The sequence below is a fragment of the Nesterenkonia alkaliphila genome, assembly GCF_009758175.1.
Lineage (GTDB): Bacteria > Actinomycetota > Actinomycetes > Actinomycetales > Micrococcaceae > Nesterenkonia > Nesterenkonia alkaliphila.
Window position 1 is genome coordinate 1 of sequence record NZ_WRPM01000024.1, and the last position, 21,859, is coordinate 21,859.

At 67.0% G+C, this 21,859-nt stretch carries 19 protein-coding genes; 14 read left to right on the top strand and 5 right to left on the bottom strand.

What is annotated here, in order from left to right; genetic code table 11:
* Together mobF and GNZ21_RS03430 are read right to left on the bottom strand one after the other, a co-directional pair.
* Window positions 1–2,532 (bottom strand): MobF family relaxase (gene mobF / locus GNZ21_RS03425; RefSeq protein WP_157321359.1); only part of this gene is annotated, 2,532 nt, incomplete at its 3' end.
* 254 nt (window positions 2,533–2,786) lie between these two features.
* Window positions 2,787–3,815, bottom strand: a complete 1,029-nt coding sequence (locus tag GNZ21_RS03430) for an IS30 family transposase (RefSeq protein ID WP_157321361.1) — start codon at window positions 3,813–3,815, stop codon at window positions 2,787–2,789.
* 447 nt (window positions 3,816–4,262) lie between these two features.
* Here GNZ21_RS03430 and GNZ21_RS15655 point away from each other — a divergent pair, with 447 nt between their 5' ends.
* From GNZ21_RS15655 to GNZ21_RS03480, 10 genes are all read left to right on the top strand, one after another.
* Window positions 4,263–4,466 carry a hypothetical protein gene (locus tag GNZ21_RS15655; protein ID WP_198345960.1) on the top strand — a complete coding sequence of 68 codons (204 nt, stop codon included), beginning with the start codon at window positions 4,263–4,265 and terminating at the stop codon, window positions 4,464–4,466.
* Between the two features lie 92 nt (window positions 4,467–4,558).
* Complete coding sequence (locus GNZ21_RS03440) at window positions 4,559–5,170, top strand: TlpA disulfide reductase family protein (protein ID WP_229659421.1); 612 nt, start codon at window positions 4,559–4,561, stop codon at window positions 5,168–5,170.
* The gene (locus tag GNZ21_RS03445; RefSeq protein ID WP_157321364.1) at window positions 5,167–5,931 is read left to right on the top strand and encodes a cytochrome c biogenesis CcdA family protein; all 765 of its coding nucleotides are present in this window, start codon (window positions 5,167–5,169) and stop codon (window positions 5,929–5,931) included. Before GNZ21_RS03440 ends, GNZ21_RS03445 begins: the two co-directional genes overlap by 4 nt.
* Window positions 5,912–7,630, top strand: a complete 1,719-nt coding sequence (gene resB, locus GNZ21_RS03450; RefSeq protein WP_157321366.1) for a cytochrome c biogenesis protein ResB — start codon at window positions 5,912–5,914, stop codon at window positions 7,628–7,630. Before GNZ21_RS03445 ends, resB begins: the two co-directional genes overlap by 20 nt.
* Window positions 7,627–8,340, top strand: a complete 714-nt coding sequence (locus GNZ21_RS03455; RefSeq protein WP_444980155.1) for a DsbA family protein — start codon at window positions 7,627–7,629, stop codon at window positions 8,338–8,340. Before resB ends, GNZ21_RS03455 begins: the two co-directional genes overlap by 4 nt.
* Window positions 8,341–8,342: 2 nt before the next feature.
* Window positions 8,343–9,353: a c-type cytochrome biogenesis protein CcsB gene (gene ccsB, locus GNZ21_RS03460; protein ID WP_188503530.1), complete on the top strand. Its 1,011-nt coding sequence runs from the start codon at window positions 8,343–8,345 to the stop codon at window positions 9,351–9,353.
* Between the two features lie 152 nt (window positions 9,354–9,505).
* A complete protein-coding gene (gene cmtR / locus GNZ21_RS03465; protein ID WP_157321368.1) occupies window positions 9,506–9,865 on the top strand; it encodes a Cd(II)/Pb(II)-sensing metalloregulatory transcriptional regulator CmtR in 360 nt (119 codons plus the stop codon).
* On the top strand, window positions 9,862–11,799 hold the full coding sequence (locus GNZ21_RS03470; protein WP_157321369.1) for a heavy metal translocating P-type ATPase: 1,938 nt from the start codon (window positions 9,862–9,864) through the stop codon (window positions 11,797–11,799). Before cmtR ends, GNZ21_RS03470 begins: the two co-directional genes overlap by 4 nt.
* Window positions 11,799–12,407, top strand: a complete 609-nt coding sequence (locus tag GNZ21_RS03475) for a cadmium resistance transporter (RefSeq protein WP_157321371.1) — start codon at window positions 11,799–11,801, stop codon at window positions 12,405–12,407. Before GNZ21_RS03470 ends, GNZ21_RS03475 begins: the two co-directional genes overlap by 1 nt.
* On the top strand, window positions 12,404–12,958 hold the full coding sequence (locus GNZ21_RS03480) for a signal peptidase II (protein WP_126038345.1): 555 nt from the start codon (window positions 12,404–12,406) through the stop codon (window positions 12,956–12,958). The genes GNZ21_RS03475 and GNZ21_RS03480 overlap by 4 nt, the downstream gene beginning before the upstream one ends.
* Window positions 12,959–13,286: 328 nt before the next feature.
* Here GNZ21_RS03480 and GNZ21_RS03485 read toward each other — a convergent pair whose 3' ends face one another.
* The gene (locus GNZ21_RS03485; RefSeq protein WP_308805454.1) at window positions 13,287–14,003 is read right to left on the bottom strand and encodes a lysophospholipid acyltransferase family protein; all 717 of its coding nucleotides are present in this window, start codon (window positions 14,001–14,003) and stop codon (window positions 13,287–13,289) included.
* A gap of 87 nt (window positions 14,004–14,090) precedes the next feature.
* On the opposite strand from GNZ21_RS03485, the gene GNZ21_RS03490 reads away from it, so the two are divergent.
* From GNZ21_RS03490 to GNZ21_RS03500, 3 genes are all read left to right on the top strand, one after another.
* Entirely contained in the window at window positions 14,091–14,471 is a 381-nt protein-coding gene (locus tag GNZ21_RS03490; RefSeq protein WP_157321372.1) for a CvpA family protein, read from the top strand.
* 128 nt (window positions 14,472–14,599) lie between these two features.
* Window positions 14,600–16,429 (top strand): AMP-dependent synthetase/ligase, encoded by a 1,830-nt coding sequence (locus GNZ21_RS03495; protein ID WP_188503529.1) that lies wholly within the window; start codon window positions 14,600–14,602, stop codon window positions 16,427–16,429.
* Between the two features lie 94 nt (window positions 16,430–16,523).
* Window positions 16,524–17,936, top strand: coding sequence for a class II 3-deoxy-7-phosphoheptulonate synthase (locus GNZ21_RS03500; RefSeq protein ID WP_157321375.1), 1,413 nt, complete (start codon window positions 16,524–16,526; stop codon window positions 17,934–17,936).
* 4 nt (window positions 17,937–17,940) lie between these two features.
* Here the strand turns inward: GNZ21_RS03500 and GNZ21_RS03505 are convergent, their stop codons facing one another.
* Entirely contained in the window at window positions 17,941–19,401 is a 1,461-nt protein-coding gene (locus tag GNZ21_RS03505) for a protein kinase domain-containing protein (protein ID WP_157321377.1), read from the bottom strand.
* Window positions 19,398–20,567 (bottom strand): polyprenyl synthetase family protein, encoded by a 1,170-nt coding sequence (locus GNZ21_RS03510; RefSeq protein ID WP_157321379.1) that lies wholly within the window; start codon window positions 20,565–20,567, stop codon window positions 19,398–19,400. Before GNZ21_RS03510 ends, GNZ21_RS03505 begins: the two co-directional genes overlap by 4 nt.
* Before the next feature lie 12 nt (window positions 20,568–20,579).
* Here GNZ21_RS03510 and dinB point away from each other — a divergent pair, with 12 nt between their 5' ends.
* Window positions 20,580–21,788 carry a DNA polymerase IV gene (gene dinB, locus GNZ21_RS03515; protein ID WP_157321381.1) on the top strand — a complete coding sequence of 403 codons (1,209 nt, stop codon included), beginning with the start codon at window positions 20,580–20,582 and terminating at the stop codon, window positions 21,786–21,788.
* Window positions 21,789–21,859 lie beyond the last annotated feature (71 nt).

Genomic DNA, 21,859 nt, shown 5'->3' on the forward strand with positions numbered 1-21,859 from the left:
GCGCTCCATCGCCGCCACGAATTGCGCCCGCGCGTCCGCTTCGCTTCCCGCGGCGACGTGAAGCAGATTCGTTTCGCGGCCGCGCGTCATGCCGACGTACACGCTCGCAGCGCTGGCCTGGTCGGTGAGGAGCGTGTGCGACCCGGTGACGGTCGTGCCCTGCACGCCGTAAGAGGTTGCCGCATAGGACAGCTGGGCGTGCTCCGCCACATAGTCGGCAGGGAGGCGGACGGTGCGCTGCCGCTTCCGCCCGTTCCCCACCTCGCGCACGCTCAGCGATCCGTCGTCTGCGACGTGCTGCACGATCCACTGCTGCCGGTTCGCGACGCCAATGCTGGTGTTGTTCTTGCGGGTTTGGATGAGGTCACCCGCGCCGATAGGGAGGCCGTCGCTGCCCTCCACGGTCGCCGTGTCGTCGACCTCACCACACGCGACTCGTTCGTCACGGATACTCGAATTCACGGTACGTGCCTCGTCGTTCGTGCTGACGGTGACCGCTTCGCCGCCGTGCCGGTACCGGGCGATCTGCTCCCTGGCCTCGTCACTGCTCGCATGGAGGCGCACAAACCCCAGTGCTGCGAGCTGGTCGAACACCTCGCCGGGGTTCTTCCCGTCGCGCATCTGCAACGTGAGATCGGCGTAGGCGGGGTCGGTGAAGCGGTGCACCTCGGCCATGTCGAACGTGCGGCTCCGGAGCTGCGCGGCCATATCGAGCACCCCGCCGCGCCCGACGGCGGCGAGCTGCGCCCGATCCCCGACCAGCGCGACCGTCGCCCCGGCTTCGGCGCACACCGTGAGCAGGGCGATTGCGGTGTCTTGGTCGAGCATTCCGGCCTCGTCCACGATCACCCGCTCACCGCGTGCGAGCCGAGCATCCTGGAAGGGTCCGCGATAGGCGCGGCCGGTCTCGGGGTCGGTATCGCCGGGGGCGAGGCGCGTCCATACGCCGTCATCATTCCAGCGCCATCCGTGCGCGTGCACGAGCGCCGCCACGCTCGCGGTCGGTACGCCGAGTTCTTCATGCGCGACCTGCGCGGCGCGCAACGTCGGCGCCACCACCCGCGACGGCCTGCCGTGATGCGCCGCGACTTCGATTGCGACACCCAGCATCGTGGTCTTGCCTGCGCCTGCTGCGCCCTCCACGATCACGAGTGGATCGGGAGATGCGACGGCGGCAGCGGCTTGCTGCTGCCCCGCATCGAGGCCGCACGCCCGTGCCGCCTCGCGCACGTCGGGGTGCTGCGGCTCGTGCTTCGGCACTCGTGCGGCGATCAGGTCGCGCAGCTCGGCTTCGGCCTGCACGACGCGCACGGAGGTGAGGTGCGCCACATGCTCGGGGGTTGCAGCGCCAGGGGCGAGCACGGAGAAGCAGTCTTCCAGCGCCAGCCGCGTCGCGGCGGTGATGAGGTCGCGCAACTCTTTACCGGTGGCGCGCACCCCGGCCTCGGTGATGATCTGCGTGGCATGCTCCTGCACGGTGTGCCGCGTCCACGCCGATGCGCCAGCAGCGCAACGGTCAAGTGCGCGCGATGCGATCTGCTGCACCGACAACTCATCCAGCGCAACCGGCTCGCGGGGCGTGGCCCGTCGCAGGGTCGCGGGGTCGTATCCGGCCTCTCGGAGTTCGGTGAGCCAGGCCTCTTCTTCACGCAGGGTCGTGGGCTTCTTCGCAGGCCGCTCATGCGCCCACGCCTGCGCCATGAGACGAGAGAACACGACCGGCCCCATCGTCTCGCCGGGATGCGCGGCCTCCCATTCGGCTTCGAGCCGTTCCAGGTTCCGGCGCACCTGCTCGCCCCGCTTACTCATCAGATGGTTATACGGCTCCAGTTCGACCACTTCACCGGTGACGGGATCGAGGGTGAGACCATGCCGATCCAGCACCTCCGCCAGCTCAGGATGCGCAGCGATCACCGCGGTGCCGAGGGAGCGGATCGCGCCTTGCTGTCGGAAGACCGCGGCGGTATCGAGCGCCCGCCACTTCCCAGCAGCCCACACCCTCGTGCCGATCTGCATGTGGATGTGCCGGTGCGGGTCACCGGCCCGAGAGGTGCGGTGCGTGATGCCGACAACCTGCATATGCTCGACCGGAACCACCTCCTGCTTGCCGCGCGGGCCGACCCGCGTCACCGAATGCAGCGCCAACCACCGCCGAATCTCCGCCAGCGCATCCTGCTGCGCACGATCCAACGCCGCCGACACCTCGGGGTGCAACGCCGCGGCGATCGACAGCGACTTCGGTCCATTGATCGTCATCTCCGCGAACCTGGGCGACCCCAGCCGGTCCTGCCCGGCAACACGCGGTTTGCCCATCCGCTCACCCGTATCCGGGTGAATCCAGTCCACCCATCCGGCGTACTCCTCGTTCGACAGCGGCCGAACCGTCACCGCCGCTCCGCTTGCGTCGAGCACGGCGTACGCGATGCCCGCTGCGTCGCTGAGGTAGTAGTCATCGGCGCGGCTGCGGTCGGCCTCGACATAGCGCAGCGCGTCGGCTCCGGTGCCCCGGAACAAGATCACGCCGCCATGCATGAGGACACCACCCAATGTTTCTACTACGGCATCTAGGGTATCTACCACGGTAGCATACGTTCATTCAGAAGAACAGTGTGAGATCTCAGACATATTGGTAGCTCCGCATCAGGACGTCGTGGATACGTCGGTGTTCGCGGCGGGGTTGTAGCGGACGAAGTTGATGTGCTTAATTCCGGGGTCGGGGGTCGATACTTGGCGATGAGTTCTCCAGAGAGTCGCGCTGGCCTTATCGACGATGGTGCGGGGCGGTGTCAAGCCGTCGTAGCAACAGTGTCGGTCAGGAGTCGTTCGAAGGCTTCGCGTGGGGTGAGGTAGCCCAGGACTGCGCGGGGGCGTTCGTTGAGCTCTTCAGCGATCGTGGTCAGGTAGGGCTGGTGGGCTGGGATCGCGGTGCCCTTGGGCAGGTACTCACGGATCAGGCCGTTGGTGTTCTCGTTGGTTCCGCGCTCCCACGGGGAGTGCGGGTGGGCGAAGTACACCGGCATCTTCGTCGCCAGCGTCAAGGCGGCGTGCTTGGCCATCTCAGAGCCCTGGTCCCAGGTCAGTGACTTGCGCATCATGACGGGCAGTTCGTCGGCGTTATCGATCAGGGCATCGGCGAGGTGCTCGCTGTCCTTGCCCGCCGGCAGCGCCAGGATCGTGGTGAACCTCGTGGTGCGCTCAACCAGGGTCGCGGCAGCGGAGCGGCCGTGGGCTCCGATCACCAGATCCCCTTCCCAGTGCCCAGGCACGCGCCGCTCGCCGAGGTCCGCGCGCTCATCGATGCTGACCATCCCCACGATCGGCGCCCCGCGCTGGCCCAGCGCCTTGGGTGCGCGCCGCCTGGTGCGCTTGGAGCGCAGCCTGACCCCGTGCGCGGCGAGCTCGCCCTTGGGCAGGGCGTAGATGAACCGGTAGATCGCCTCGTGGCTGACCGTCTTGCCCTGTGCCGGCACGGATCCCTTCATCAGTGCCACGGTCTCGTCCCGGGCCTCCAGGTGCAAGCGGCCGGCGACCTGACGCGGGGTACGCGAGTGCTTCAGATCGGCCAGCACCCGGAAGCGCAGCACCGGGTCGGCCTCGATCTTCGGGGTCTGGGGACGCGACCGGCGCCGCTGAGCCCGGCAGTCCGCGGTGACCATCTTGTACCCGCGCGTCTTGGTCGAGTTACGCCGGATCTCGCGCGAGATCACCGACGGGCAGCGGTCGAGGTGCCCGGCGATCCTGCGCACCGTCCACCCCGCCTTGAGCCCTGTAGAGATCTCCGCCCGGTCCGTCACCGTCAGCATCCTGCGCACCATATGCAACCCCTCGCCCGACCAGCACTGTTGCTACGACGCTATGACACTGCCCGGTGCCTTTCGCCGACATGCCCTTTGCGACGTCGGCGACTATGGTCCTGGCGTTGATGCTCGGTGCCGTAGGGCAAGTTCGCCTGGGGTGACCAGCACACGACGCTCCCTCAACCTCTGCTTCGGTGCAGTCTCGGCTGTGATGCGCTGGCAGATGCATCGCTCAGCCCGCTCACATACTCGTCCAGAGCGCTCTCGCTACAATAGGTTTGTGTTCCAAGCCCTCCGATCTGCTCGCATGACACGGCGACGTTTGACGATGAGGGCTTCTGGTGCGCGAGCCACGCGGATGACCTCGGGCTCTCCGAGCCCGCGACGAGCGCGATTGCAAGCCCAGTAGTCGTAAGCGGCGAACATGTGGTCGATACCTCGGCGGAAGCGGTCGGGAACGATTCTATGGTGATCGGGGTCGTCACCTGCATCCTCGGTCTCCTGTGCGGGCTCGCTTTGGCGACGCTGCTGTCCTTCGCCTTGCGTTTCCGCCTGGTGCGTTTCCAGCGCCAGCGACCGCTGCCCGGCCCTATCAATTTCTCCTCGGCGTTCGATCGCCACGGACGGCGTCGCGTCGGGCTGCTCGAACTGAACCTCCTGCGAATCTAATCGCACCTCACGCTGCCCTGTCGGGCAGGCACGGGTCGGCATGTCCGCCGCTGCCCGCGACCACGCGTTGAGGAACGAGGAGTACCCAAAACTTGAGGACGTCGAAACGGACGATCCTGCTGAAAACCGCACTCGTGGCGACCACCGCGATCAGTCTCGGGCTGATCGGATGCACCGCCGCCACGCCGCTCTCCGAACGGTATCAGCAGGACAACGAACGAACTGAAAGCGCCGACGGGCGGATCGTCGAGATCCCCGTGGACGAGCGCGGGGCGCCGGTGAGCTTTACCGGCACCACCGAGTACGGCGACCCGGTCGCCAGCGACGACTACGCCGGTCAGGTGTACGTCGTGAACTTCTGGTATGCCGCCTGCGGGCCCTGCATCGTCGAAGCCCCGATGCTCGAGGAGATCTGGCAGAAGTATCAGGATGACGGTGTCGCCTTCCTGGGCGTGAACATCTACGACCAGCCGGCGACCGCGGTCGCATTTGCCGAGGACAACGGCATCACCTACCCTAGCGTGATCGATGTGACCGATGGCCGCGTCAAACAGGCCTTCGCCGGGGTCACCCCGATCCAGGCGACGCCGACCACCCTCGTGCTCGACCGGGAGGGGCGGGTGACTGCCCGCATCATCGGCCAGCTCGAATCCGCATCCATCCTCGACGTGCTCGTCTCCGACGCCCTCGAGGAGACGACATGAACCCCAGCGATCTCATCTTCGATGGAGCGCTCTGGGTAGGCGTCCTCCTCGCCCTACTCGCCGGGTTCGTGTCCTTCGCCTCCCCCTGTGTCCTTCCACTAGTCCCGGGCTACTTCGGCTATCTCAGCGCCGCTGTCGCCCCGGACGGGAGCACTGGGGCGGCGGCCGAGGACACGGCCGCGCAGCGCCGCCGCCTGCTGCTGGGCGTGCTGCTGTTCATCGCCGGGTTCTCTGTCGTGTTCGTCTCCGCCACCGTGCTCGGCGGGGCCTTCGGGCATGTCTTCGTCTCCTACGCCGACCTCGCCACCCGCATCCTCGGTGCCGTTGTCATCTTCATGGGACTCGCATTCGTCGGCGTATTCCGCCGGGTGCAGCGCACCATCCGCCCGCGCTTCCATGCCCGCCTCGGGCTGGCGGGAGCGCCCCTGCTCGGCTTCGCACTTGGCATCGGCTGGACGCCCTGCATCGGGCCGACCCTCGCCGCCATCCTCTCTATCTCCTGGAATCTCGGCGATCCCATCCGAGCCGCCCTCCTCGGCGTTTCGTATTCGCTCGGCCTCGGCATCCCGTTCGTCCTCCTCGCATTCGGTCTGGGCTGGGCGACCCGGTCAATGACGTTTCTGCGCCGTCACATCCGGGGCATCAACATCGCAGGCGGCATCATGCTGGTACTGCTCGGACTGCTCATGGTGACCGGACTCTGGACGCGGCTCATGTCTTCCCTGCAGGGGGTGATGGCGAATGTCCAGCTCCCGCTCTGAACGAGACACCCTGCCGGCGCGTCCGAGCGACCACGTCGACTCCGTCGAGGGGAGCGTCCCTGAGAGCGGCCTCGGCTGGCGCGGCTGGCTGCGCTGGGCCTGGCGGCAGCTCACCAACATGCGCACCGCACTCCTGCTGCTGCTCATGGCCGTCGCCGCAATCCCCGGATCGCTTTTCCCGCAACGACAGGCAGACCCGAATGGTGTTGTCCAGTACTACGATGACAATCCCGAGCTCGCTCCCGTGCTCGACAACTTCCAGCTGTTCGACGTCTATGGTTCAGCCTGGTTCTCCGCCATCTACCTGCTGCTGTTCGTCTCCCTCATCGGATGCATCATCCCGAGGATCAAACACCACGCGAAAGCGTTGCGCTCCCCGGCACCGAAGACCCCGGCACGCCTGCAGCGGATGGCCGCACATTCCTCCCACGAGCTGCAGCTCGTCGAAGGACGCACTCCGGACGCCGACATCGAGCAGGCGATCACGATCGCGGCCGCCGAGCTGCGTCGTCGCGGATACCGCACCGCTCGGTATGACGACGCGACGACCTGGTCGGTGTCCGCTGAACGCGGACACTTGCGCGAGACGGGCAATCTCGTCTTCCACTCGGCACTGGTCGGCGTGCTCGTAACTGTGCTGTTCAGCAGCGGACTCAACTACACCGGCGACCGTGTCATCGTCGCCGGCACCACGTTCGTGAACGCTGAGAGCGCCTACTCCTCCTTCGCTCCGGGCCGCTTCTTCGACAGGGACTCGCTCACTCCCTACGCGATGACCCTGGACGGGTTCGATGTCGAGTACGTCGAACCTGGCAGGCCGGGGGCGGGGCAGGCGGGGAATTTCGCCGCGCATCTCACCATCCGAGAGCCCGGCAGCGAGGAGACGCGGGCTGAGACGGTGCGCGTCAACGCTCCCATCACCGTGGACGGCGACCGGATCTACCTGCTCGGCAACGGCTACGCACCGATGATCACGATTCGCAACGCGCAAGGGGATATTGTCTACCAGGAGCCCCAGCCGTTCCTCCCACAGGACTCCGCCATGACGTCGCTCGGCGTGGTGAAAGTCCCCGACGGTCTGCCCGAGCAGGTCGGGCTCATCGGATTCCTCTACCCGACTCAGAGCACGCTGGAAACCGGGGCGTCCTATTCAGTGTTCCCGGACCTCATCAACCCGCGGCTCACCTTCAACGTCTTCACTGGCGATCTCGGCATCGACGACGGCACCCCGCGCTCCGTCTATCAGCTCGACACCGAATCCATGACTCAGATCACCGGCGGGGATACCGGTGTCGACTCGATCGAGCTCACCCCCGGCGATACCGCCGATCTCCCGGATGGGATGGGGACCGTCACCTTCGAGGATCTCACCGCGACCGAGGGGGCCGACGAGCCGGTGAAACGGTTCGTCTCGCTGCAGATCCAGCGCGATACCGGTGCTACCTGGGTGCTCATCTTCTCGATCCTCGCAACAGCGGGGCTCATCACCGGACTCCTTATCCCGCGCCGCCGGCTCTGGGTGAAAGCCACCCTCATCAACCCCGTCATCGGCGACCGCAAGGTCAGGATCGAATACGCGGGCCTTGCCCGCGGCGAGGATCCCGGCCTCGAACGCGCCGTCACACAGTTCAGTGAGGCCCACCTCTCGGCTGTCGCCGAGCAGTTGCCATCACCGCTTTTCAAGAAGGGAACCCCTTGACCCAGCACATCGTCCAGAAACCCAAGAAGAAAATCAGCACCTCGATGAAGGCCGCGCTGATCACGATCCCCACGCTCCTGCTGGTCTTCCTGATCATCATCCTCGTCACGCTGCTGAACCGGCCCGAGCGCGCGGTGCCCGAAGGATCGCCAGGCAGCGAGGGGAAGGCCACGGTGCCGTTGGTGCAGGAGAACTCGCACGTCCTCGACGATGCCGGCGAGGGGGAGCCGGTGCTCGTCGAGTTCCTCGACTTCGAATGCGAAGCGTGCGGGGCCGTCTACCCGGTGATCGAGGAGATCCGCAAGCAGTACGACGGCAGGATCACCTACGTCGCTCGCTACTTCAACACCAACCACGCGAACTCGATGAACGCGGCGCTGGCGGCCGAGGCTGCGGGCCAGCAGGGGAAGTTCGAGGAGATGTACCGCAAACTCTTCGAGTCCCAGCCCGAGTGGGCGGAGCAGCAGGACTCCCAGGCCGACAAGATTCGCGGCTACGCCGAAGAGCTCGGGCTCGATATGCAGGCCTACGACCAGGCCGTCGCCGACCCCGCGACTCAGCAGCGGGTCGAGGAAGATCACAACACCGGCCTCTCGCTCGGCGTGCAGGGCACCCCCACTTTCTTCCTCAACGGCGAATTGCTCCAACCCCAGTCGGTCACCGACATCACCGACGCACTCGACGCGGCGATCGCGGAAAGCGAGGGATAGCCGTGGATCTCGAACTGCAAACTGCACTCGACGAGTTCTCCGTGATCGCCGTCTGGTCGGCGATCACACTCTATGTGCTCGCGTTCGTCGCCTTCGCCTACGACCTCTCGCAGCGCGCATCCCTCGCCCCCGCAAAGCAGCGCGGGACGGTGCTCGTGGGAGCTGCGACGGGCGCCGCCCCCGCGCCGCCCGCCCCCGAACCGGCCGAGCCGAGTCTGCGAGTGCCGGCCTCGGAGCGGTCTCGCCGATACTGGGCGCGCCTCGCCATCGCGTTCACCGGGCTCGGCTTCGTCCTCCACCTCGCCGCGACGATCACGCGCGGCGTGGCGGCCGAGCGGGTGCCGTGGGCGAACATGTACGAGTTCGCGCTAATCGGCACCCTGCTCATCATCGCCGTTTACCTGGCGGCCGTGCGTTGGTTCGATCTGCGGTTCCTCGGGGTGTTCATCGCGGGCATGGTCGTGTTCTTCCTCGGTGGGTCGGCGATGTCCTTCTACGTCGAGGTGACGCCGCTGATGGATCCACTCAAGAGCATCTGGCTCATCATCCATGTCTTCGTCGCATCGCTCGCGACCGCGCTGTTCGCCATCGCAGCAGGGCTCTCCACCATGCAACTGCTGCGGGCACGGCGCGAACGCCTGCAAGCGCAGGGGGAAGGGTCGGTCGAGCAAGGGCGCGGCTATCTCCGCACGCTCCCGAACTCCGACGCGCTCGAGACGCTCGCCTACCGCTTCGCGATCCTCGGATTCATCTTCTGGACATTCACCCTCATCGCCGGGGCGATCTGGGCGAACGAGTCATGGGGCCGCTACTGGGGCTTCGACGTCAAAGAGGTCTGGACGTTCGTGATCTGGGTGCTGTACGCCGGCTACATCCACGCCCGTGCCACGCGCGGCTGGCGCGGCACGAAGTCCGCCTGGCTGTCGCTGACCGGGTTCGCTGCGGTGCTCTTCAACTTCACCATCGTCAACCTCTTCTTCAAAGGCCTGCACGCCTACTCGGGCATCAGCTGAACACCGGGCGAGACATCCACGTGGAACTGCAACCGGACCTGTGCGGGATCGGCCGTGACCAGGTTCCGCACCGAAATGATGCCGTAGCCCTCAGGCCGGCGCTCGAATCTGTGATTTGGCGCCAGGTCAGCATCCACTGTATAGTTCAGTGCATGCTGACTATTGCTTCACGCCTCGATGTCATGAACCGGCTGGGCCGGGCCATGGCCGACCCGACGCGTTCCCGGATCCTGATGTCCCTGCTCGATGCTCCGAGCTACCCCGCGGTGCTGTCCCGTGAATTGGAGCTAACCCGTTCGAATGTCTCGAACCACCTGACGTGTCTGCGCGATTGCGGCATTGTGGTTGCCGAGCCCGAGGGGCGGCAGACTCGTTACGAGATCGCCGACCCGCATCTGGCGGCGGCGCTCGTGGCGCTGGTGGATGTGACGCTGGCCGTGGACGAGCAGGCGCCGTGCGTGGACGCGGCGTGCACGGTACCGGGCTGCTGCGCAGCGGAGGCGGACGCATGAGCGCGGCGTGCGGCTGCGACGAGCCGACCACAACATCCGTCGGCGAGGCTGAGGAGGTAGCGCGTCCGTGGTGGAGGGACCGCGGGATCTTGATGCCGGTGTTCTCCGGTGTCGCGTTTCTCGCCGGCCTGATTACCGAGTGGGCGGGAGCGGACACCCCGGCCCTGGTGCTGTTCTGGATCGGCCTGCTGCTGGGGGCGTCGACGTTCACGCCCGGCGCGATCCGGAATCTATTCACGAAGGGCAAGCTCGGGATCGGGCTGCTGATGACGATCAGCGCGCTCGGGGCGGTCATCCTCGGCTACGTCGAGGAAGCGGCGGCGCTGGCGTTCCTGTACTCCATCGCCGAGGCGCTGGAGGACAAGGCGATGGACCGGGCCCGCGGGGGCCTGCGGGCGCTGCTGAAGCTTGTGCCGGAGACCGCGACGGTGCTGCGTGACAGGGTCTCGGTCGAGGTCGCCGCGAAGGACCTCACGGTCGGGCAGGTCATGCTGGTGCGTCCCGGGGAGAGGATCGCGACCGACGGCGTCGTCCGGGCGGGCCAGTCGAGCCTGGACACCTCGGCGATCACCGGCGAGTCGATCCCGGTCGAGGTCGCACCCGGCGATGAGGTCTCCGCCGGCGCGATCAACGTCGCTGGCGCCTTGGAGGTCGAGACGACCGCGGCGGGCACCGACAACTCGCTGACCACGATCGTGGGGCTGGTCGAGCAGGCCCAGGCCGAGAAGGGCGACCGTGCCCGCATCGCCGACCGGATCGCCCGTCCCCTTGTTCCGGGCGTGCTGATCCTCGCCGCGCTGGTCGCGATCATCGGCTCGCTGTTAGGCGACCCGGAGATGTGGATCACCCGCGCGCTCGTCGTCCTGGTCGCCGCCTCGCCGTGTGCGCTGGCGATCTCGGTGCCGTTGACGGTCGTCTCCGCGATCGGCGCGGGCAGCAAGTTCGGCGTGATCATCAAGTCCGGCGCGGTCTTCGAGCGCTTCGGCACGATCCGGCACATTGCCGTCGACAAGACCGGCACCCTCACCCGCAATGAGCCCGCCGTCACCGCGGTCCTCACCGCTGACGGCGTGGGCGACGCACAGGCGCTGGCTTGGGCGGCAGCGCTGGAGCAGCACAGCACGCACCCCCTTGCCGCAGCGATTACCGCCGCCGCACCGAAGGCTCCCGCGGCTACAGATGTGACCGAACTGGCCGGGCACGGCATCGAGGGCACCGCAGGCGGGGTGCGGATCACGGTCGGCAGTCCTCGTTGGCTCGATGCCGGCGGACTTGCAGGCCGGGTCGAGGGCCTGGAGGAGCAGGGTATGACCGTCGTGATCGTGCACCGCGACGGGGCACCTGTTGCCGCGATCGGTGTCCGTGACGAGTTGCGTCCCGAAGTCCCCGAGGTCGTGCGCATCCTCGCTGACCAGGGCATCGGCGTGACCATGCTCACCGGCGACAACGCCCGCACCGCGCGCGCTCTCGCCGCGCAAGCCGGGATCGACGACGTGCGTGCGGAGCTGCGCCCCGAAGACAAGGCGACCGCGATCGGCGAGCTGTCGAAGGCGGGATCGGTCGCGATGATCGGTGACGGCATCAACGACGCCCCAGCCCTCGCAGCCGCGGACATCGGCATCGCGATGGGAGCGACCGGCTCCGACGCGGCGATCGAGTCCGCCGACGTCGCGTTCACCGGACACGATCTCCGCCTCATCCCGCGCGCGTTCGACCACGCGCGCCGCGGACGGCGCATCATGAACCAGAACATCATCCTGTCACTGCTGATCATCATCGCGCTGCTCCCGCTCTCCCTGTTCGGAGTCCTCGGGCTCGCCGTCGTGGTCCTGGTCCACGAGATCGCGGAGGTCATCGTGATCCTCAACGGGCTACGCGCCGCCCGAGCCAAGAGGCCCGCCGTTGCCGCGGCGACGCCGTCACCGGCCACCTGATGCTCGCGACCATCGGCGCAGCGATCGGCCTGTTCGCGGCGACCAACATCGACGACATCGTCGTGCTCACCGTGCTGTTCCTCGCCTCCCGGCGCGGGAAGCCGCGACCGTGGCAGATCGTCGCCGGGCAGTACCTCGGGTTCATCACCCTCGTCGTGATCAGCGTGATCGCCGCACTCGGCCTGACGATCGTGCCGGACGAATGGGTGGGCTTCCTCGGCTTGGTCCCGCTCGGCATCGGCATCTGGACGCTCGTGCGCGGCCTGCGACGCAACGGCGACGATGACGACGATGACGCCAAGATCACCGCGGTCGGGCTGTGGGGCGTGGCCGGGATCACGATCGCCAACGGGGCCGACAACATCTCCCTCTACACGCCGATCTTCCGCACCAGCTCGCCTGGCGACGTCGCGGTCATGATCATCGTGTTCCTCGTCCTCGTCGCGGTTTGGTGCGCTGCCGGACGACTGATCGGCACCAACAAGGCCGTCACCGAAACCCTGGAACGCGTCGAGCACTGGCTCGTCCCGGCGGTGTTCATCGGCCTGGGTCTGTTCATCCTGATCGAGTCCGGCGTCATCGTCCGCCTCTTCGAGGTCCTCGCATGACCCCGGACCCGACCACCGGCCAGGAGTCCACGGCTCAGTCATCTCCTCGCCCGCGGCGGTGGCGACTCGGCGCCGGGACCTTCCTGCTCGGCGGGCTCGTCATCGCCATCGACCAGGGCACCAAGGTGTGGGCCGAAGCCGCCCTCACCCGAGGCGAGCGCATCCCGCTGGTCGGCGACCTGCTCGGGTTGCAACTGGCATACAACCCCGGCGCGGCCTTCTCTTTCGGCGAGGGCTTCACCTGGGTGTTCGCGGTTGTGGCCGTCGCCGCAACGGTCGCGGCGATCGTGTTCGCGTTCCGTGTCCAGCGACCCGCGTGGGCGATCGTGATCGGTGCGCTCGGGGGTGCCGCCGCGTCCCATGCCTTCGACCGGCTCTTCCGTACGCCCGGGTTTGCCCGCGGTCACGTCGTGGACTTCCTCGCCTACGGCAACTGGTTCATCGGGAACATCGCCGACATCGTCATCGTCACGGCCGCGATCGCCGGAGCACTCCTCATGCTCCGCGAATCCCCACGCCGCGACCACGACGGTGCCACTCACGAGGAGTGAACCCCGTCAGAGGGTCCCCGATTCGGATCCCCGACCGCAAGCAAAGAGGCCAGGAGCCTAGCGTCGCACACACCGCGAAAAGTGCTAACGAAAGTGCTAAGCAACCTGTCGGTCGGGGTACCGCGGTGGAGTTATCCACAGGCGAGACGTCATAGATCGTTGATTTCATGCGGCAGAACGCTCCTCACGGATTCACGGAGCGAGGGGGTCGAGGTCAGTTCAAGTCCCCCCTCGCGCACCGATGACCCCCGTCTGACTAGTAGTTTTAGTTAGGTGGGGGTCTTTGTGTGTTTCGGCACCCGGGAGGGCCCGCGGCGTCGTGCCGTCGCTACTTGCTCTTCTGGGCTTCCTTCTGCGCCTGGAGCTTCTGCTTAACCACCGAGGCGTAGACGTCTACATACTCCTGGCCCGAGAGCCGCATGATCTGGCTCATGATCTGATCGGTGACCGCGCGCTGGGCGAAGCGGTCACCCACATTGCCGTAGAAGCTGTCAAAGCGCATAGGCTCGCCGATGATCAGCCCCACCCGGTGGATACGCGGGATGTTGCGGTCCAGGGGCTGGACCTTATCGGTGCCGATCAGGGCCATCGGGATCACCGGGACCTGGGCGCGCAGGGCCAGCTGGGCCACCCCCAGCTTGCCGCGGTAGAGCCGGCCATCCGGGGAGCGGGTGCCCTCCGGGTAGATGCCCAACAGATCACCGTCGAGCAGCGACTGGACCCCGTTGTCCAGAGAATTCTGGCTGGCCGCCCCGCCGGAGCGGTCCATCGGGATCTGGCCGGTGGCGTTGAAGAACCACCGGTTCCACCGCCCGGAGATGCCACGGCCCTTCCAATAGTCGTTCTTGGCCAGGAAGCGCACCGGGCGCGGGATGACCACCGGGATGAACACCGAATCCGAGAAGGACAGATGGTTGCAGGCCAGGATCGCCGCCCCCTCGGCCGGGAGATTGTCCAGGCCCTTGACCCAGGGCCGGAAGATTGTGTTGACCGCCGGCCCCACCAGGAAGCGCTTGGCATTGTTATAGAACAGCAGCGAGGTCACCTGACGTCTCTTCCTCTCGGCCGGGGATGGGGGTCTCCGGGGTGGGACCGCTACTACTCTAAGGGCTGGAGCCGCTAGTCTGGTGCTATGCACAAGCGACCCGACGGCGACTCCAATTACCGGCGCCGGACCTCCCGACCCCAGCCCGGGCGCCCGGTCCCCAAGAACCTCGGCGCCCGTGGCCCGCGCGACTACACCCCCGCGGAGCCCGAGGACGACTTCCGCCCGCCGAACCCTAAGAATCCGGTGGCCGGAGCAAAGCCGGGAGTAGTCATCGGGGCTGTGCTGATGATTCTGGGGATCATCGCCCTCATCCTCTACCCCTTCCTGGGCGGTTTCCTGCCGAGCACCTTCCAATCTGGCTGGACTGTGGCGGCACTGGTCGCGATAGCGATCTTCGGGCTGGTGGTGCTGTTCATGCAGATGCCCGCCAAGCGATCAGGAGGCGACGACGGCGCCCGGCTGTAATATCCCGGCGGCTCATCGCTACGCTCGCGCGTCCGCCTCACCGGTAATGTGAACTGCAGCACATTTCTGCGCATATACTGGTCAGTAGCACTGAACTGTGAGTACACCCCGCCTGGGAGGAGAAGCGCGTGAGAGAATTTGCCGTACCCGCCGCTGTGAAGGTTGAGCCGGACCTCAACATCACAGACCTGCTGGAGCGCCAGGTTGCTGAGGACCCCGGCAACGTACTGTTCGGCCGCCAGCTCACCCCGGGGCAGTGGACCGATGTGACGGCTGCGGAATTCCGTGACGATGTGGTCTCCCTCGCCAAGGGCCTGATCGCTAAAGGCATCCAGCCCGGGGAACGGGTGGCCATTATGGCCGCCACCCGGTACGAATGGACGCTGCTGGACTTCGCCATCTGGTACGCCGGTGCAGTCACCGTGCCGATTTACGAAACCTCATCGCCCTCCCAGATCGCCTGGATCGTGCAGGACTCCGAGGTCAAGCTGGTCTTCGCCGAGACTGACTCCCACGTCAAGGCAGTGGACCGGGCTGTGGCCCAGGAGAAGCTGGAATCAGTCCAGGATGTGCTCACCATTGACAGTGATGACCTCGACCAGCTGCGCAGCGCCGGCAAGGAGATCGCCGACGAGGAGCTCCAGGCCCGCCGCTCGGCGGCAAACCTCGAGGACCTGGCCACCATCATCTACACCTCCGGAACCACCGGGAAGCCCAAGGGCTGCGAGCTCACCCACGGCAACTTCGCCGAGCTGAGCCTCAATGCCCTGGCCTCGCTGGAGACAGCCATCAACAAGAACTCCTCCACAGTGCTGTTCATCCCGCTGGCCCATGTCTTTGCCCGCTTCATCTCGGTGATCAGTGTGGCCGCCGGCGCCAGGGTGGGGCACACCTCAGACATCAAGCAGCTGGTGGACGATCTGGGCACCTTCCAGCCCAGCTTCCTGCTGGCGGTGCCCAGGGTCTTTGAGAAGATCTACAACGCCGCCATGATGAAGGCGGAGGCCGACGGCAAGGGAAGCATCTTCCAGAAAGCAGCCCAGACAGCCATCGACTACGCGAAGGCCTCCCAGGAGGGTAAGCCCGGGTTTGTGCTCAAGCTCAAGCACGGCCTCTTCGACAAACTGGTCTACTCCAAGCTGCGCGCCCGGATGGGCGGGAATGTGAAGTTCGCCGTCTCCGGCGGATCCCCGCTGGGTGCACGCCTGGGCTTCTTCTTCAAGGGAATCGGCCTGCATGTGATGGAGGGCTACGGACTCACCGAGACCACCGCCCCGCTGACGGTGAACACCCCCACTGCCACCAAGATTGGCTCCGTAGGCCAGCCGCTTCCCGGCCATGAGGTCCGGATTGATGACTCCGGCGAGATCCTGGGCCGTGGTGTGGGAGTCTTCCGCGGCTACCTCAACCGGCCTGATGCCAACCAGGAGTCCTTCACTGAGGACGGCTGGTACCGCACCGGTGATGTGGGCGCCCTGGACTCCGAGGGCTTCCTGACCATCACCGGGCGGCAGAAGGAGATTCTTGTCACCGCTGCGGGCAAGAACGTGGCACCGGCCCAGCTGGAGGATCAAATCCGGGCCGACGCCATCGTCTCCCAGGCCGTGGTGGTCGGTGACGGGCGGCCCTTTGTGGCAGCACTGATCACCCTCGACGCCGAGACCCTGCCCGGCTGGCTCGAGGGCAGGGGCATGAACCCTGATACCCCGGTCAGCGAGCTGATCGAGAACCAAACCATCATCGACCATGTGCAGTCCGTGGTGGATAAGGCCAACCAGTCCGTCTCGAAGGCAGAGTCCATCCGCACCTTCAAGCTTCTGGAGGGCGATTTCACCATCGAGTCGGGGCACCTGACCCCCTCGATGAAGATCCGGCGCGCCGACATCATGAAGGACTACGCAGAAGCTGTGGAGACCCTCTACGCAGAGGCCGCCCAGGCGCGCGCCGCCCAGGCCTGAGCAGCACACTGACCGGTGCTGCCGGAGGTCGGCTTCCATCATGTGGACCGCCGTCGGCGCGTATTAGGTGCGCTGCATCCTGCCCCATTACCCTATGGGGGTGACTGCTGCAGAAGAACCCCGCGCCGAGACCCCGCTGACCGCCCCCGGTGAGATCGTGCACACCGGTGCCGCGGAGTATCCGGGCCTCGACAGCTGGCGGGATCTACCGCTGAAGCAGCAGCCGCATTGGCAGGACCACCCGGACTTCGACTCCGCCTACGCCGAACTCTCGGCCAACCCCCCGCTGGTGTTCGCCGGTGAAGTGGATAAGCTCAAGCGCCGCCTGGCCAAGGTGGCCCAGGGCGAGGCATTTCTGCTCCAGGGCGGTGACTGTGCGGAGACCTTCAGCGATATCACCGCAGAGAAGATCAGCGCCAAGGTCAAGACTCTGCTGCAGATGGCCGTGGTGCTCACCTACGGCGCCGCCCTACCGGTGGTCAAGATGGGCCGGATGGCCGGCCAGTACGCCAAACCGCGCAGCTCCGATGCCGAGACCCGCGACGGGGTCACCCTGCCCAGCTTCCGCGGGGAGATCGTCAACGGCTTCGAGTTCACCGAGGAATCCCGGCTGCCAGACCCCAAGCGCATGGTGGAGGCCTACCACAAATCAGCCTCCACGCTGAACCTGATCCGCGCCTTCACCGAGGGCGGCTTCGCCGATCTGCGCGCCGTCCAGCAGTGGAACAAGGGCTTCATGGAGAACCCTGCCCACGCCAAATACGAGCGCATCGCCGGAGAGATCGACCGTGCCGTGCGGTTCATGAGCGCCTGCGGCGTGGAGTTCGAGGGACTCAGGCGCACTGAGTTCTACTCCGCCCATGAGGCGCTGCTGCTGGACTATGAGCGTGCCCTGACCCGCATCGATTCCCGCACCGGCATGCCCTATGTCACCTCCGGGCACTTCGTGTGGATCGGCGAGCGGACCCGGGATCTGGACGGGGCCCATGTGGACTACCTCTCCCGGGTGCGCAACCCACTCGGGGTGAAGCTGGGGCCCAGCACCACTGCCCAGGACGCCCTGGACTACATCGAGAAGCTGGACCCCCAGCGCGAGCCCGGCCGGCTGACCTTCATCACCCGGATGGGTGCCGCCCAGATCCGTGAGAAGCTGCCGGCCCTGGTGGAGGCAGTACGCGACTCAGGCGCCAAGGTGGTCTGGGTGACCGACCCGATGCACGGCAACACCATCACCGCCAAGAACGGGTACAAGACCCGCCGGTTCGACGACGTGATGGATGAGGTGCGCGGCTTCTTCGAGGTCCACCAGGCGGCCGGGACCTACCCCGGCGGGCTCCACGTGGAGATGACCGGCGATGATGTGGCCGAATGCCTGGGCGGCTCCGATGTGATCGATGAGTCCGCCTTCGATGCCCGCTACGAGTCCCTGGTGGACCCCCGGCTGAACCACAAGCAGTCCCTGGAGATGGCCTTCCTGGTGGCTGAGGCGCTCACTCAGGTCAAATAGGCGCTCAGCCGCCCAGCGGCGGGATGATGCTGTTGGCGATGCCCAGCTGGTAGCCCAGCAGCATCAGCAGTGCTGCCAGCATGACGACGACGACGCCCGTCACCGCCTGCCGTGCCGGGGTGGGCCCCTCCAGCTGCACCATGGGGCGCTGCCGCTGCCTTTTATCAGCCCTCGGGTCGTAGCTGCCCCGCCCGGGGCGGGGAGCAGCTGCGGGCGTCTGGGCGGGATGAGTCCCGGTATCGTCATCCACGCTGAGCCTGCCCAGCTGCAGCGGAACCTCAGCCACGGTCTGGCGGTCCTCCTCGGCCAGAGTAGCCCAGGGGTCAGCGGGCTTCTCGGCAGGGGCCTGCGGCCGCGGAGCCGGCGGGCCGGGCGCAGCAGCAGTGTGGCTGAGCGCCGCAGTGACATCTTCATCGAAGGTGCCGTCGTCAGCAGTGGGGAAGTCCTCAGTGTTGGTTCCGCTGGCGGCGGGCACCTCACCGTCGCTCTGCTCGCCGCTCAGGGCGTTGGGCATCAGCTGGGTGGCGGCGGAGGTCGCTGCGGCGGCGTCGTCGTAGTCTGTGCCGGCAGCAGCGGCGGGCGGGTTGAACTGGTGGTGCTTGTTCAGCGCTCCTTTGAAGTCCAGGTCCTCCTCGGTGAGCTGTTCCCGGGCGGTCTCGAGCAGCTGAAGCAGCTCATCAGCGTTCTTGGGCCGGTCTGCCGGATCGCTGCGGGTCGCCTCCCGGACCAGCTCATCCAGGGCCGGGGCCAGCCCCGGCACATAGGAGGAGGGCGGCGGGACTGTGGAGTTCACGTGCTGGAAGGCCACCCGCACCGGGGTGTCTCCGGTGAAGGGTTGGACCCCGGTGAGCATCTCGTAGAGCAGAATCCCCACCGCATAGATGTCGGCCCGCTCATCGGCGCCCTCCCCGGAGAGCAGCTCGGGGGCAATATAGGCCACTGTGCCCATCAGGGTGGAGGTCCCGGAATGATGGGTGGCCGCTCGGGCGAGCCCGAAGTCGGCCAGTTTGATCCGCCCCTCGGGGGAGACCAGAACGTTCTCCGGCTTGATATCGCGGTGCACCAGCCCGGCCCGGTGCGCAGCCCCCAGCCCGCCCAGGATCGCCTGGGCATAGGCCAGTGCCAGCCGGGGGGTCATCGGTCCGCGCTTGAGCAGGGTGCGCAGTGTGGCCCCGGGCACGTACTCCATGACCATATAGGCGGTCTCGCGGGTCTGCCCCTGATCCAGCACCTGCACCACATTGGGGTGGCTGAGCAGGGCGGAGTTGCGTGCCTCCTGCTCAAAACGCTGGACCACTTTGCGGTCCTCGGCCATATGCGGGAAGAGCACTTTGATGGCCACCTGGCGGTGCAGCCGGGAGTCCGTGGCCAGATAGACAGTGGACATGCCGCCGCGCGCCACACGCTTCTGGATCGTGTAGCGCTCCCCGATCGTTGCGCCGATCCAACTGTCCTCAGAGCTCATTGCTTCAGGGTATCGAAATCAGCCCGGAACTGAGGCACCAGGCTGTGCGCAAGGCTCTTCAGGTCATCGGCCACAGGGGCACTGACCCCGGCTCCTGGGAGGCGGCCCAGGGACTGGTTGAAGCCCAGGCCCAGTTCGCGGATCATCTGCTCGACCTGCGCCACAGCTGACGGTGTGCCGCTGGAGAGTATCCGCTGGGCCTCCACAATGTCCTCCTCGGTCAGCCGGGGGTCCCCAAGCACGGCGCGCAGGCAGGCCGCATCCTGGGCGGAAGCCGCCTGCAGCCCGGTCAGCACCAGGGCGGTGCGCTTTCCCTCCCGCAGATCATCCCCCACCGGTTTGCCCGTGGCGGCAGGATCCCCGAACACCCCCAGCAGATCATCGTGCAGCTGAAACGCCTCGCCCAACGGCAGGGTGGTCTCAGAGAGGGCGGTGAGCAGCCCGGCCTGCCCACCATGCAGAGCAGCCCCCAGGAGCACCGGATACTCCACGCTGTACTTGGCGGACTTATAGACCGCGATCCGCCGCGCCCGGGCCAGCGCCTGCTCATCTGCGGTGCGCAGGTCCACCTCTGCCAGCACATCCAAGTACTGGCCCGCAATCACCTCAGTGTGCATGCGCCGGAAGATCACCGTGGTCTCGGCTGCCGCCCCTGGGGCTGCGGCGATCGCCTGCTCGAATGCCTCGGAGGCCCAGGCTAGGGCCAGGTCCCCGCTGAGAATCCCACCTGCAGTGCCGAAGTGCTCCGGGTCTCCGGCGAACCGCTGGGCGGAGTGCAGCTGCTCAAAGCGCTTATGCGTGCTCGGTGCGCCCCGCCGGGTGGCGGATCGGTCAATGATGTCGTCATGGACTAAGGCCGCGGCCTGGAAGAGCTCCAGAGCGACCCCGAGGCTGACCACGGCCGGATGGGCTGCCGCGGCTGCCGGTTCCGGGTCCGCCGCGGCGGCCCGCCAGCCCAGCCAGCCCAGCAGCGGGCGCATCTTCTTGCCGCCGGAGGTCAGCTCCAGCAGGGCATCGACCAATGGGGCGGCCTCAGCATCGATTGCCGCGACCTCGGCCCGCTTGCGCTCCAGCAGCCCGCGGCAGCCGGCATTGACATGCTCCACCAGCTCAGCCCCGCCGGGAGGGGGGAACGGCGGGCGGGCGGCATCTGCTGGCGTGGGCATACTCTTGATCCTATGGGTTCGCAGCAGTCCCGAGCACAGCAGCGCGGCTCGCCGATCATTGCGCATGTGGATATGGATGCCTTCTACGTGGAGGCCGAGCTGCTGGACAAACCGGAGCTGCGCGGGCGCAAGATCATCGTGGCAGGTGAGGGCCGCTACGTGGTGCTCTCAGCCTCCTATCAGGCACGCGCCGACGGGGTGCGCTCAGCCATGCCGCTGACCCGGGCCCGGCGGCTCAGCCCGCAGGCTGTGGTCATTCCGCCGCAGATGCACCGGTACCGGGAGCTCTCGGCGGCGATCATGGACTACTTCGACACCCTGACCCACCGCAAGGAGCAGCTGAGCGTGGATGAGGCGTTTCTGGATCTCACCGGCGCCCGGCGCAGCATGGGGGAGCCCGAGCAGATGGGCCGGCTGATCCGTGCCGGACTGCGTGAGCGGGTGGGCCTGCCGGCCACAGTGGGCATCGCTGACCGCAAGTTCATCGCCAAGATCGCCTCCACCAAGGCCAAGCCGGACGGACTGCTGGTAGTGCCCCCGCACCGGCGCACCGAGTTTCTGCACAGTCTGGAGGCCACCGAACTGTGGGGCGTGGGCGCAAAGACCGCCCAGACGCTGGCCGATATGGGGCTGCGCACGGTGGCCCAGATCGCCGAGACCCCCAAAGAGGCCCTGGCCCACCGGCTCGGGGCCGTGGGGGAGCAGCTGCATGCTCTCTCCTGGGGAATCGACCCCCGGCCGGTGGAGCCGCACCGGGTGGAGAAGAGCATCGGGGCAGAGGAGACCTTCGCCTCCGATGTGACGGCAGATGCCCAGCTGCGCAGAGAGCTGCTGCGCCTGGCGCATAAGGTCGCTGCCCGGCTGCGGGCCGCCGAGCTCACCAGCTACGGGCTGAGCCTGAAGCTGCGCTGGCGGGACTTTTCCACGCTGACCCGCTCGGCCAGCCTGCCCCACGGCACCCAGTCCGCACCCGAGCTGCACCGCCATGCCGTGCGGCTTCTGGAGGGGCTGGGCCCCCGCCGGCAGCCGGTACGGCTGATCGGCATCCGCGCCGAGCGGCTGGGCCCGGCCGACGGCAGCCTCCAGCTCAGCTTCGACGCCCATGACGAGGACTGGCTTGCCGCCCAGCGGGCCCTGGATGCGGTGGCGGGCAGGTTCCCGGACTCCGCGGTGCGCCCGGCTGCCCTGCTGGATCCCAGAGAAACCGAAGAAGACCGCTGAGTCTGGACGCCTGCTGAGTGTCACGTGACAACTCGATCACAGATTTTCGCTCCGGCTAGGTAGTGCCGGGT